The organism is Lactobacillus apis (genome assembly GCF_002837055.1).
GTDB classification, from domain to species: Bacteria; Bacillota; Bacilli; order Lactobacillales; family Lactobacillaceae; genus Lactobacillus; species Lactobacillus apis.
On record NZ_PDKP01000015.1, the window covers coordinates 1 to 13,151 of the forward strand.

General features: G+C 37.6%; 11 protein-coding genes and 2 pseudogenes. All 13 read left to right on the forward strand.

Translation table 11 applies throughout. From position 1 onward, the window contains the following. A pseudogene (locus CRG87_RS06760) lies at positions 1-302 on the forward strand (nucleoid occlusion protein); the annotation flags it as partial. A 16-nt stretch (positions 303-318) separates the two neighbouring features. Beyond that, positions 319-1,098: a ParA family protein gene (locus CRG87_RS06765; protein ID WP_046306204.1), complete on the forward strand. Its 780-nt coding sequence runs from the start codon at positions 319-321 to the stop codon at positions 1,096-1,098. Beyond that, on the forward strand, positions 1,076-1,963 hold the full coding sequence (locus CRG87_RS06770) for a ParB/RepB/Spo0J family partition protein (RefSeq protein ID WP_074426019.1): 888 nt from the start codon (positions 1,076-1,078) through the stop codon (positions 1,961-1,963). The genes CRG87_RS06765 and CRG87_RS06770 overlap by 23 nt, the downstream gene beginning before the upstream one ends. Further along, complete coding sequence (locus CRG87_RS06775; protein ID WP_074426018.1) at positions 1,956-2,231, forward strand: DUF951 domain-containing protein; 276 nt, start codon at positions 1,956-1,958, stop codon at positions 2,229-2,231. The genes CRG87_RS06770 and CRG87_RS06775 overlap by 8 nt, the downstream gene beginning before the upstream one ends. A 27-nt stretch (positions 2,232-2,258) precedes the next feature. Further along, positions 2,259-3,359 carry a redox-regulated ATPase YchF gene (ychF, locus tag CRG87_RS06780; protein WP_074426017.1) on the forward strand — a complete coding sequence of 367 codons (1,101 nt, stop codon included), beginning with the start codon at positions 2,259-2,261 and terminating at the stop codon, positions 3,357-3,359. A gap of 9 nt (positions 3,360-3,368) precedes the next feature. Continuing rightward, positions 3,369-4,148 (forward strand): DUF1129 family protein, encoded by a 780-nt coding sequence (locus CRG87_RS06785; RefSeq protein WP_074426016.1) that lies wholly within the window; start codon positions 3,369-3,371, stop codon positions 4,146-4,148. Positions 4,149-4,290: 142 nt separating this feature from the next. Further along, on the forward strand, positions 4,291-6,015 hold the full coding sequence (locus CRG87_RS06790; RefSeq protein WP_074426015.1) for an ABC transporter ATP-binding protein: 1,725 nt from the start codon (positions 4,291-4,293) through the stop codon (positions 6,013-6,015). Positions 6,016-6,018: 3 nt separating this feature from the next. Next, complete coding sequence (locus CRG87_RS06795) at positions 6,019-7,887, forward strand: ABC transporter ATP-binding protein (protein ID WP_101138710.1); 1,869 nt, start codon at positions 6,019-6,021, stop codon at positions 7,885-7,887. Between the two features lie 216 nt (positions 7,888-8,103). Beyond that, positions 8,104-9,630 (forward strand): ABC transporter permease/substrate-binding protein, encoded by a 1,527-nt coding sequence (locus CRG87_RS06800; protein WP_074426014.1) that lies wholly within the window; start codon positions 8,104-8,106, stop codon positions 9,628-9,630. Between the two features lies 1 nt (position 9,631). Next, positions 9,632-10,612 carry an ABC transporter ATP-binding protein gene (locus tag CRG87_RS06805; protein WP_074426013.1) on the forward strand — a complete coding sequence of 327 codons (981 nt, stop codon included), beginning with the start codon at positions 9,632-9,634 and terminating at the stop codon, positions 10,610-10,612. A gap of 165 nt (positions 10,613-10,777) precedes the next feature. Then, positions 10,778-11,464 carry a response regulator transcription factor gene (locus CRG87_RS06810; protein ID WP_046305986.1) on the forward strand — a complete coding sequence of 229 codons (687 nt, stop codon included), beginning with the start codon at positions 10,778-10,780 and terminating at the stop codon, positions 11,462-11,464. 6 nt (positions 11,465-11,470) lie between these two features. Next, positions 11,471-12,625: a sensor histidine kinase gene (locus CRG87_RS06815; RefSeq protein WP_074426012.1), complete on the forward strand. Its 1,155-nt coding sequence runs from the start codon at positions 11,471-11,473 to the stop codon at positions 12,623-12,625. A gap of 43 nt (positions 12,626-12,668) precedes the next feature. Then, positions 12,669-13,151 (forward strand): annotated as a pseudogene (locus tag CRG87_RS06820) (Mur ligase family protein); the annotation flags it as partial.

The following is a 13,151-nucleotide window of genomic DNA, read 5'->3' on the forward strand; positions in this document are numbered from 1 at the left end:
TAGGCTTAAGCCAAAAAGATCAAGGGCGTGTTTTAGATGAAATCTTGGACAATAATCTTAATGTTAGTGATACAGAAAAAATTGTCAAAGACGTTGATGGCTACTTTGAAAATAAAAAAGAACAGGACAAGGCGGAAAAAACAAAGCGCGCTGTTAATCGAATACCTAAGGACATGCAGGTTCAAATTAACACAATTAAGCGTGCAGTTAAGTTAGCTAAAGAATCTGGCATCAAAGTTAAAGTCAAGGAAAACAATGATCCTGATGATTATATGATTACGATTGAATTAAAGAGAAAGTAGGTTGCACATGGAAAATATGGTAAGTGTAATTTCGGTTGCTAACCAAAAGGGTGGCGTTGGTAAAACCACTACCACGATTAATTTGGCGGCTTCGATTGCAGAACGTGGCTACCGCGTTTTAATTGTCGATATTGATCCACAGGGGAATGCAACTTCTGGCTTAGGAATTGAAAAATCGGAAATTGATCAAGATATTTACAGTGTGTTGATTAACGATGTTCCACTCAAAGACACAATTTTCCATACTTCAACTGATAAGCTGGATTTAGTACCAGCCACCATTAATCTTTCAGGAGCAGAAACTGAACTAATCAGCATGATGGCACGAGAAACAAGGCTTAAGTCAGCGCTTGATACAGTTAGTGGCGATTATGATTTCATTTTTATTGATTGTCCACCTTCTTTAGGACAATTATCAATTAATGCCTTTACAGCTTCAAACTCAATTTTAATTCCAGTTCAAAGTGAGTACTATGCAATGGAAGGATTAAGCCAATTGCTTAATACTATTCGCCTAGTTCAAAAGCACTTCAATAAGGACTTAGGTGTTGAGGGTGTGTTGCTGACCATGCTGGATGCACGTACTAATTTGGGCGCAGAAGTTGTTAAAGAAGTTAAGTCCTATTTCACAGATAAGGTTTATAAAACTATTATTCCCCGAATAACTAAACTAGCAGAAGCTCCAAGCTACGGCGAAGCAATTACAGAATACGCACCTAATTCAAGAGGTGCCAAGGTATACGATGATTTAGCTAAGGAGGTGTTGAAGAATCATGGAAAGAGAATCAAAAAATAAAGAAATGAAGCGAAAAGGCGGTCTTGGCCGCGGGATTGAAGCGCTATTTGAAGATGAGCCACAGATTGAAGAAACTGAAGAAGAAATCAAGGACCTTGATCTTGGTGATATTAGACCCAATCCTTATCAACCACGTAAGAGCTTTGACGATAAAACTCTGAAAGAACTATCGGATTCAATTAAGGAAAATGGCGTTTTTCAACCAATTATTGTTCGTAAGTCTGTTAATGGTTATGAGATTATTGCTGGTGAGCGCCGTTTCCGTGCTTCCAAGTTAGCCAAGAAAACAACAGTCCCAGCGATTGTACGTGAATTCACCGAAAGCCAAATGATGGAAGTGGCTGTTCTTGAAAACTTACAACGTGAAGATTTGACACCGCTAGAAGAAGCTCAAGCCTATGAAATGCTACAAAAGAACTTGGGCTTAACACAGGAAGAAGTTTCAAAACGAATGGGCAAATCACGTCCATATATTGCCAACTACCTGCGTTTACTTACTTTGCCTAGCAAAACTAAGCACCTTCTGCAGCATGGTGACCTTTCAATGGGTCAGGCTAGAACACTACTAGGGCTAAAGAACAAAGATAAAATTGATGAGGTTGCCAAGCAAGTAGTTAAAGAGGGGATGCCTGTTCGTAAGGTAGAAGCCCTTGTAGCTAGTCTTAACGCAAAGAAGCCTCATAAGAAGATGACCAAAAAATCAGCCTTTATTCGAGAAAGTGAGCACCAATTATCTGATAAATTGGGTTCCAAAGTTAATATTTCCGAAAGCAAAAAAGGTAACGGTCGTTTATCAATTGAATTCTCCTCAGTTGATGAGCTGAACAGAATTCTCGATATCTTGGGTGTTGATCTTGATGAGTAAGACAATCAGTTATAACTTAGCAGATACAGTTTTAATGAAAAAACCGCACGCCTGCAAAGTAAATGAGTGGGAAATTTTGCGTTTGGGCGCAGACATTCGTCTGAAGTGCATGGGCTGTGGTCATATTGTGATGATGCCGAGATCAAAGTTTGAACACAATCTTAAAAAAGTTATGACTAAGGCAAATGATCCTGTAAATAAGAAAAACGAATTCTTTGTACCAAAGGAAAATATTGCCCAACCAAATTTTAATCAAGATAATAATTAATTTAGAAGTAAAAAGAAGAGGATAAAGATGTCATTAACTGCTGGTATTGTTGGATTGCCAAATGTTGGGAAGTCAACCTTATTTAACGCAATTACTAAGGCGGGGGCCGAAATGGCTAACTACCCATTCGCCACGATTGAACCAAACGTAGGGATGGTCGAAGTACCTGATAAGCGTTTGGCACGAATTCAGGAATTAGTACCTGCGAAAAAAATTGTTCACACAACTTTTGAATTTACTGATATTGCAGGTTTGGTTAAGGGTGCGTCAAAAGGTGAAGGGCTTGGTAACAAGTTCTTAGAAAACATTCGTCAAACAGATGCGATTGTTCATGTAGTACGTGCCTTTGAAGATGACAACATTACCTCTGTAACTGGTAAGGTGGATCCAGAAGAGGATATCAATACCATTAACTTGGAATTGGCAATTTCCGATTTGGATGCAGTTAACCGTAGAATTGACAAGGTAAAGAAGCTTGCACAACAAAAAGATAAGGAAGCTAAAGCTGAACTTGATGTTTTGGAAAAAATTAAGCCGGTTTTAGAAGAAGGCAAGGCCGTACGCTCAATCAGTTTTAATGAAGAAGAGCAAAAAATTGTTAAAGGCTTGTTCCTATTGACAGCTAAGCCAGTTATCTATGTTGCCAATATTGCTGAAGACTCTATGGCCGATCCAGAAAGTGATCAATACTTCCAAATCGTTAAAAAGCATGCAGAAAGTGAAAATGCTGAGTGCTTAGGAATTTCGGCTGCTACTGAAGAAGAAATAGCTGGACTTGATGATGATGAAAAAGCTGAATTTTTAGAGGCTGAAGGTGTCAGTGAGTCAGGACTAGACCGTTTAATCAGAGCAGCATATCATATCTTAGGACTTAGAACATTCTTCACAGCTGGTGGACCAGAAACACGTGCGTGGACTTTCCATGAAGGTATGAAAGCCCCACAAGTTGCTGGTGTAATTCACTCAGACTTTGAACGTGGCTTTATCCGTGCTGAAGTTGTTTCATTTGCTGACTTGGACAAATATGAAACAATGCAAAAGGTTAAAGAAGCAGGCAAGTTGCGCCTTGAAGGAAAAGATTACGAAGTCGAAGACGGCGACATTATTGAATTTAGATTTAATGTTTAGGAAAAGATAATGGCTGAAAAGAAAACTGAAGAAGTAAAAATAGACACGAGTAAGCAAGAAAAGCTGAAAGAAAAAGTTGAGATTCAAAATAAAGACGACGAAGTGAAGGAAATGAATCCAGAGCAACTGCGTCAGCAGTTGAGTAATAAAAACTCTGATTACATTTATCGCTTGCAAAAAGAATTAGAAACTCAAGGCAAAATGAGCACTGAAGATGCAAATAAACGCGTTGATGATTTATTGGCTGACTTGGTTGTTGCTCAACGTCATGGTCAACCAGCATCTACTTTCTATGGCATGGCACCCAAGCTCAAAGCAACTGATATGTTGAAGCCAAAGAAAAAGACAGCAGCTGATATCCCGTTTTGGCAATATGCAATAGATAGTGCTCTCTTATATATCGCTTTGTTTGTTGGTATTTTCGGTGTTATTGCACTCTTTACACCAAACTCGAAGAATAATTCACAAATGGGGATTTTGTCACTAGTTCTTGTAGGTGGTGTAATGGGTGTCTTCATGACCAAGTATAATGAGTGGGTCTTGCCTTCAGCTGGGAAAAACAGAAAAATTCCTTGGTCAAAACTGATTTGGGGCTTTGTCCTGATGTTGGCAGTCCTCTTCGCCTGCTTCTGGGTATTAGCAATTCCAGCATTAAGAGTTATTAACCCTGTTTTGCCTGGAATAGCTAACATTATTATTGCAGTTGCAGCATACGGAATTCGTTGGGTATTCCGGCGTCATTTCCAGATAATTGGTTCAGTTTTTAATCCGGCGACAACAAACAAGTAGGTGCTTTTTGTAAAAAAAAGGTCTATAATTAAATAACTATATATTTACAAGGATAAATAGATTTTTAAGTCTATTTATCCTTTTAAATTAAATTTACACTCCGAGAAATAGCTATTTTCCCGTGGATAGAAAGAGGTACTTAATGATTAATACACTGCGTAAATCAATTAGGCAGTATAAGAAGCAATCTTTGCTGTCCCCACTTTTTGTTATTTGTGAGGTTATCATTGAAATGCTAATACCATATCTAGTTGGTATTTTAATTGATAATGGAATCATGAAGGGTAACATGCCATATATAATGAAAACAGGCTTACTGTTGTTCGTGATTACAATTGTGTCACTTGTTTTAGGTGCAGGTGCGAGCTATTTCTCCGCTCACGCTGCAGCAGGTTTTGCTGCTAATCTGCGAAAAGATATGTTTTACCACGTCCAGGACTTTTCGTTTGAAAACATTGATAAGTTTTCTAGTTCTAGTCTTGTCACTAGAATGACGACAGATGTTAATAACATTCAAATGGCATATCAAATGCTGATTAGAATTGCTGTTAGAGCACCAATGATGTTGATTGTTTCAATCATTATGTCTGTAATTATCAGTCCTAGATTGTCATTAATCTTTGTCATTATTGCTCCCGTTTTCGTGATTATCATGGCGCTCATTATTAAAAGTGCTAATCCATATTTCCCTAAAATTTTTAGAGGTTACGATCAAATGAACCAGGTGGTTCGTGAAAACATCCGTGGTATTCGTGAAGTTAAGACGTATGTTCAAGAAGACGAGCAAACGACTAAGTTTAAGAAGTCGTCTGGCTTTATTTATAAGCTATTTTCAACTGCACAAAAAATCATGTCACTTAACTCAATGGTTGTGATAGCTGTTTTAAATATTTCAAACTTAGCAATTTGTTGGTTTGGTGCAAAGGAAATCGTTGGTGGTACTTTGCAAGCTGGTCAATTGATTTCAATGTTCTCATATTCAAACTCTGTTTTAAACAGTCTGAATATTTTAGCAATGATCTTTACCCAACTGGTAGTTTCAGCAGCTAGTGGTCGAAGAATTGCCGAAGTAATTAATGAAAAGCCATCCATTGAAAATCCACTTAAACCATTAAAAGAAGTAACTAATGGTGAAGTCATCTTTGATCACGTTAACTTTAAGTACAATCCAGATGACAGAAATTTCGCTTTACGCGATATAAATTTAAAAATCAAACCTGGAGAAACATTGGGTATCATTGGTAAGACCGGTTCATCAAAGTCAACTTTAGTTTCAATGATTCCGCGTCTATATGATACTGATTCGGGCGCAGTTCGTGTTTCTGGACATAACGTTAAATCTTACGACTTAAAGACTTTACGTGATAATGTTGCGGTTGTTTTGCAAAATAACGTGTTATTCTCTGGCACAATTAAGGACAATCTGAAATGGGGAAATGAGAATGCAACTGACGAGCAAATTTTAGCTGCTTCAAAGATTGCCCATGCAGATGACTTTATTCAAGAAATGCCTGATAAATACGACACAATGGTTGAACAAGGCGGGAACAACGTTTCTGGTGGTCAAAAGCAAAGAATTACTATTGCCAGAGCACTTTTGAAGAAACCAAAGATTTTAATTTTGGACGACTCGACTTCGGCAGTTGACACACAAACGGAACGTGAAATTCGTGAATCGCTAGCACAAGAAATGCCTGATACGACTAAAATTATCATTTCCCAACGAATTGTTTCAATTAAGGATGCAGATCGAATTATCGTAATGGATGATGGTAACATTCAAGACATTGGTAACCATGATGAATTGATGAAGCGTAACGATCTGTATAGCTCAATTGCTAAATTCCAAGAAGAACAAAAGAAGTAGGTGATGAATTTGGATAAAGCAGTGACAAATAAAAATGCAGAAATGAAGGGGCAGCGAACTACTACCTTATTTAGATTATTGAAGTTAATCGCAAATACTAGTCCTTGGATGCTTATTACATCTATCATCGCCATTATTTTGTCGGCAGGGGCTAACATAATCGGATCACTATTTATTGAACGGTTAATTAATGTTTATATTATTCCTCTAACAAAACAAGCACATCCAAATTTTGGTCCACTTTGGCAAGCAATTGTGGTGATGTTTGGTTTTTATGCAATTGGTTTTATTTCTAGTTACTTGTTTGCCGTCTTAATGGCTGTTTTAGCTCAAAAGGTTCAGTATCGGGTACGTAATGAAATGTTTGAGCACATGGAAAAATTGCCAATTTCATATTTTGATGAAAATGACTATGGCGATATCATGAGTCGTTATACAAACGATATTGATACATTAATGCAAATGATCTCCCAGTCAATTCCGCAATTTATGAACTCAACTTTAAACATTGTCTTCGCTTTAGTGGCAATGTTTACTTTAAGTTGGCAGTTAACAATTTTCACTTTAGTGATGTTTGTGCTTTCACTAGGAATTGTGCGTTTCCTAACTTCTCGTTCATCGCACTACTTCCAATTGCAACAAAAAGAACTTGGGCAAGTTAACGGCTATAACGAAGAAATGCTTAATGGACTGAAAGTTATCAAGGTCTTCAGTCATGAGCCAGAAGTTGAAGAGGAGTTTGAAACTTACAACCATGCCCTAGAAAATGCAGCTGGTAAGGCAAATACATACGCTACTGTCTTGTTCCCCATTATGGGTAACATGGGTAACTTACTTTATGTTTTAATTGCAGTTATTGGTGGTGCCGTTTCACTTAACCACCTCGCACCAATTTCATTGGGTGTGATTGGTGCCTTCTTGCAGCTAGCAAAACAGTTCTCAATGCCAATTGCACAAATTTCGCAACAGTTAAACTCAATCGTAATGGCTTTGGCTGGTGCTAAACGAATTTTTGATTTGGAAGATGAACCGGTTGAAACTGATGATGGTGATGTAACTATCACTAAGGACCGCGACGTTAAGGGTGCATGGCACTGGAATGTTCCTCAGAAAGATGGATCTGTTAAGCAAGTAACTGTCAAAGGTCACATTGTATTTGACAGTGTTAACTTTGGCTACTCACCAAATAAACAAATTTTGTATAACATTTCTCTTGATGCAAAGCCAGGAATGAAAGTTGCACTTGTTGGTGAAACTGGTGCGGGTAAAACAACTATTTCCAACATGATTAATCGGTTCTATGAAATTAATTCAGGAACAATTACCTACGATGGCATTCCAATTAGCAGAATTAAGAAGGATGATTTGCGTCATTCATTATCAATTGTTTTGCAGGAAACTCACCTGTTTACCGGAACTGTAATGGATAACATCAGATTTGGTAATATGGAAGCAAGTGATGATGATGTATACCAAGCAGCGCATTTATCGCATGCTGATGAATTCATCCATAATCTAGATGAAGGTTATAAGACTGTAATTGATGGTAATGGTGGAGACCTTTCTCAAGGCCAAATGCAGTTACTAAGTATTGCACGAGCAATGATTGCTGATGAGCCAGTAATGATTCTGGATGAAGCAACTTCAAGTATTGATACTCAAACTGAGAAACTTGTTCAAGCAGGAATGGATAACCTGTTGGCTGGACGAACTAGTTTTGTAATTGCCCACCGGTTATCGACAATTGTTAACTCTGACTTGATTCTGGTTCTCCACCATGGTCACATTATTGAAGCTGGTAATCACCAAGAACTATTGAAAGAAAGAGGCTATTACTACGAGTTATATACTGGTAAAAAGGAAATCGAATAGTCTTAAATTAAGAAATCCTAATCTCTTATTAGAAGAGGTTGGGATTTTTTGTATGCTCATAAAAAGCGCTCAAATAAAGGAAATACCGTAAAGCAGATGTTTGGCTTAGAACACTTGTTTGTGTTATCATTATACAAAGATAAAATTATAATGATAGGTTAAAAATACTATATTCAGCATTAGCATGCATGTGGTATTAATAAAAGGAAATTAGTGATGAACCAAATACTTCAAATTCTGAGCGAACGCAGGGGCGATTTGTGGGTAGCACTCATACAGCACTTACAAATTTCGCTTGTTTCGCTATTGTTGGCGATGATAATTGCCATGCCGCTTGCTTTTTGGGCAACGAAGCACAAAAAGGCGGCGGAATTTCTCTTACAGGTGACTAGTATTTTACAAACGATTCCTTCGCTAGCTCTTTTGGGATTATTAATTCCACTTGTTGGAATTGGCACTGTTCCAGCAGTAATTGCACTTGTTGTCTACGCGTTACTGCCAATTTTTCAAAACACTTATATCGGCCTAACTGGAATTGATCCGGCATTAGAAGAAGCTGCAAATGCCTTCGGCATGTCAAGGATGCAGAAGTTATGCAAGGTTGAGATACCGCTAGCTTTACCAACAATTATTTCTGGTATTCGAACTGCACTGGTGTTAATTGTTGGAACTGCGACAATGGCTGCATTAATTGGTGCAGGTGGTCTAGGTAGTTTTATTTTACTGGGAATTGATCGCAATAATACTGCTTTGATTATTATTGGTGCGGTTTGTTCAGGTGCACTGGCAATCTGCTTGAGCGCTCTAATTAAATGGCTTGAGCATGCGTCTGTGAAAAAGGCTCTAGGCGTTTTGGCAGTTTGTCTGTTTTTCCTAGCAGGCTCAGGTATTTATCAGGCTGTTGAAAATCGCACGGAAACAATTACTATTGCAGGTAAACTTGGCTCAGAGCCAGAAATCTTGATTAATATGTATAAGGAATTAATTGAAGATGGTGATGCACACGTTAAAGTTGCTTTGAAGCCGAATTTTGGTAAGACTACTTTTTTATATAGTGCACTTAAAAATAATAAAATTGATATTTATCCAGAATTTACCGGAACAATCTTAGAGACTTTTGCTAAAAAGCCAATTTCAACTTCCGGGCTTGACGAACAGCAAACTTATCAAAAAGCTCGGCAATTAATGAAACAGCAAGACAAGTTAGCTTTGCTAAAGCCAATGGTGTACGACAATACGTATGCGTTAGCAGTAAAAACTTCATTTATGAACAAGCATCATCTGCATAAAATAAGCGATTTAGCACCAATTCAGTCTCAATTAAAGGGTGGAATGACCATGGAATTCATTGATCGTGGTGATGGTTTCAAAGGAATTAAAAAGCGTTATGATATTGACTTTCCTGTTAAGTCAATGGAACCAGCACTACGTTACCAAGCAATTCAACAAAACAAGGTAAATATTGTTGATGCCTATTCTACTGATAGTGAGCTCCGGCAATACCACTTGAGCATTCTGCGGGATGATAAACATAATTTTCCTATTTATCAGGGTGCGCCTTTAATGAGCATAGATTTTGCCAATAAACATCCAAAGATTGTTCAAAGTCTAAATAAGCTTGCCGGTAAGATTACTGAAAAAGAAATGCAGGAAATGAACTATGAAGTTAACGTAAAAAACGTTGATCCTGGCAAAGTTGCACACCAATACTTGGTTAAGCATCATTTGATTAAGGAGAATTAAGATGACGACAGCAATAAAATTTGATCATGTAAAAAAATCTTTTGCCGATAAGTTAGTAATTAATGACCTTAATCTCGAAATTAAGCAGGGTGAATTGTTCGTCTTAGTTGGAAATTCAGGTAGTGGTAAAACAACATCAATTAAGATGATTAACCGATTGGAAGACCCTACGACCGGACAAGTACTGGTAAATGAGCAACCAACTACTTCATATGATTTACAGAAATTGCGCTGGAATATTGGTTATGTTTTACAACAAATTGCATTATTTCCGAATATGACCGTTGCTCAAAACATCTCACTAATTCCAGAAATTAAGGGCGAATGTCGGCGCAAGGATAAGAAGCAGCAAAAGAAAACTGAGCAATTGTTAACCGAAGTTGGACTTGATCCTAAAAGCTATTCTTCTCGCTATCCTAGTGAACTATCTGGCGGAGAGCAGCAACGAATAGGTATTTTACGTGCGATTGCTTCTCAGCCGCCAATTGTTTTAATGGACGAACCGTTTAGTGCGCTTGATCCATTATCTCGAACTAATTTACAAGACTTAGTTGTCGACCTGCATGAAAATCTACATAACACAATTGTTTTTGTCACCCATGATATGAGCGAGGCACTTAAAATAGCAGATCGAATTGGAATCATGAAAGATGGTGAGCTGCTTCAAGTGGGCGAGCCCAATGAAATCTTGCGTCATCCGGCTAATCAATTCGTCCAAGACTTTTTCCGTGGCAGCTTGGGTAAGGATATCTACGAAACGCCTGTAAGACAAGCAATCCTGTTCAATAGACTGGCTGAAGATTATGGACAAGAAAGCGACCAGCTTCCAACAATTAGCGCTGACGAAAAGTTGGCTAAAGTACTCAGCCTTTTATGTAATGCCGAAAAAGTTGCGGTTCAGGATCATGATGGTAAATTTATTGGCTTTCTTGACCGGCAATGGGTAATTGAATACTTAAATGGAATAAATGATTTTAGCTAAAAGTTGGACCAAGTGCCCGGCTTTTTTAACAAAAAGATAAGTTATGTGTGAATGTTAGGTGATTGTAACAAAATTAGCTAAAATATGAATTATAGAGTCTGCTACACTATAAGTGGTAGAGATTATTCACAATAATTAATAAATAAAAAGAAGGGACAAAGCCCTATGAAAATTTTAGTAGTCGATGACGATAAAGAAATTGTTGAATTATTGAGTATTTATCTAAAGAATGAAGGTTATACTCCGGTTATAGCATATAGTGGTAAAGAAGCTATCACTAAATTAACTACTACACCTGATATTTCGTTAATGATTTTGGACGTAATGATGCCAAGTATGAGCGGAATTGATGTAATTAAAGAAGTTCGAAAGGACTCTGATATTCCAATTATTATTGTGTCAGCTAAAACCGGCGACATGGATAAAATTCAAGGCCTAATTACTGGTGCTGATGACTACGTTTCAAAGCCATTTAATCCGCTTGAAGTAATGGCTCGGGTACGTTCACTTTTACGTCGGAGTCAAAAACAAGTTAAGGATGATGAACCGGATGTTTTGGAAATCGGCCCTCTAGTTATTAACCGTGATTCACACGAAGTAAAAACAATTGATGGCAAGGATATTCAGTTAACAGCCTTGGAATTTGGCATTTTGTATTTACTTGCTAGTCACCCAAATCGTGTTTTTTCTGCCGACGAAATTTTCGAACGAGTATGGCAACAGGAATCTATTGTCTCGGCCAAGACAGTAATGGTCCACGTTTCGCACTTGCGTGATAAAATCCAGAAAGCTACTGGCGGTGAAGACGTTATCCAGACTGTCTGGGGTGTAGGTTATAAGGTTGAGGCCTAACTAAAAATGAATAAAGAACATGTCAAGTTAACAGCTACGGAAAAAAGTGAACTGTTTGCTGAAGGCGTGATTACAATTGTGCTTCTCCTATTGCTCAATTTGTCCATTGTTATTTTGATCAATTTAACGATTTTGCAAAATAAGAACTTAGTAAACGGTATTTATTTCTTAAAAAAAACAATCACGTTTGCTGGGGGCCGGCACCTATGGTCCTGGCAAAATACGTTTTTGGTCATGATGGGCATCGGCGATTTGATTGTCTTATATTGGCGTTTAATTAGACGATATCATCAAATGCAGTTGCGCCATGTTATTTCAGAGCTGCACTATATTGCTCAAGGTCATTTTGACCACACTATTTCGTTTAAAGTGAAAACCGATTTACAAAAGGTAATTGATTCAATCAATTCTTTAGTTGACAGTACTGTAAATGCAATTAATGAAGAAAGGGCAATTGAGCAATCAAAAGATGAATTAATTAGCAACGTCTCACATGATATTAGGACGCCATTAACATCAATTATCGGTTATCTCGGCTTGCTTAAATCTGGTGTAGACGATCCAGAAGAACAGCAACGCTACCTTAACATTGCGTATTCTAAAGCAGAACAAATGAAGTCACTTGCACATGATTTGCTTGAATATACCACGCTAAAATCTACTAATACTAGTTTAAACCTGACTTCCTTGCATATTTTTTCAATGCTTGAACAAGTAGCAGCCGGTTTTGAATTTGAAGCAGATGAAAAGGGAGTTGTTTTTAATATTGAAACAAGACCCAAAGACTTGACGATACAAGCCGACCCAGAAAAGCTAGTGCGTGTGTACAACAATTTGATTACTAACGCCTTGAAATATGGTACCGGTGCTACCCAAATAAACTTGATTGCCAATTTAGTTAATAACAATGAGGTTGAATTACGGGTAGAAAATAACGGTGAGCGCATTCCAAAGGACTCTTTAAAGAAAATTTTTGAGCGCTTTTATCGTATGGAAGGCTCGCGGAATACTCAAACTGGTGGAACTGGACTTGGCTTAGCTATTACCAAGAGCATAGTCGACTTGCACCATGGCAAGATTCGCTGTGAATCCGACGATAAGTGGACACGTTTTATCATTTGTTTGCCATTAGACCCAAAGAATACAAAATCTCTAGCCTAGCTGTGTTATAATTTTGACTAGATAACAAATAGAGGGGTATAGCATGAGTATTTCTTTAAATACCTGTATTTTAATATTAAAAGAACATCACTTACTTAAATCGAGCGCAGTTCAAGATACTGTTATGACCAAAATGGAATATGTGTCATACGATTCACGTGATATTAAAACCAACACATTGTTTTTCTGTAAAGGTGCCGGTTTTAGACCAACTTATTTATCAATGGCAAAAGATAATGGTGCTAACTGTTATGTAGCTGAACAGCCATATCCAGAAGGCAAAGGGATGCACGCACTGATTGTTCGCGACGTTTCAAAGGCAATGGCATTGCTATCTGCAGCATTTTTCCGTTTTCCACAAGACGATTTGTATGTAATTGCAATTACTGGAACTAAGGGCAAGACAACAACCTCATATTTTTTAAAGGGGATGCTAGATCAAGTTAATGGTGGACGTACTGCATTAATTTCTTCTGTTAACAATGTTGTTGGTCAAAAACCAGAAGATACTTTTAAGTCGAGTTTA

Coding starts and splice junctions, on each gene's coding strand:
- CRG87_RS06765 (WP_046306204.1), top strand. CDS start 319: ATGGTAAGTGTAATTTCGGTTGCTAACCAAAAGGGTGGCGTTGGTAAA.
- CRG87_RS06770 (WP_074426019.1), top strand. CDS start 1,076: ATGGAAAGAGAATCAAAAAATAAAGAAATGAAGCGAAAAGGCGGTCTT.
- CRG87_RS06775 (WP_074426018.1), top strand. CDS start 1,956: ATGAGTAAGACAATCAGTTATAACTTAGCAGATACAGTTTTAATGAAA.
- ychF (WP_074426017.1), top strand. CDS start 2,259: ATGTCATTAACTGCTGGTATTGTTGGATTGCCAAATGTTGGGAAGTCA.
- CRG87_RS06785 (WP_074426016.1), top strand. CDS start 3,369: ATGGCTGAAAAGAAAACTGAAGAAGTAAAAATAGACACGAGTAAGCAA.
- CRG87_RS06790 (WP_074426015.1), top strand. CDS start 4,291: ATGATTAATACACTGCGTAAATCAATTAGGCAGTATAAGAAGCAATCT.
- CRG87_RS06795 (WP_101138710.1), top strand. CDS start 6,019: ATGAATTTGGATAAAGCAGTGACAAATAAAAATGCAGAAATGAAGGGG.
- CRG87_RS06800 (WP_074426014.1), top strand. CDS start 8,104: ATGAACCAAATACTTCAAATTCTGAGCGAACGCAGGGGCGATTTGTGG.
- CRG87_RS06805 (WP_074426013.1), top strand. CDS start 9,632: ATGACGACAGCAATAAAATTTGATCATGTAAAAAAATCTTTTGCCGAT.
- CRG87_RS06810 (WP_046305986.1), top strand. CDS start 10,778: ATGAAAATTTTAGTAGTCGATGACGATAAAGAAATTGTTGAATTATTG.
- CRG87_RS06815 (WP_074426012.1), top strand. CDS start 11,471: ATGAATAAAGAACATGTCAAGTTAACAGCTACGGAAAAAAGTGAACTG.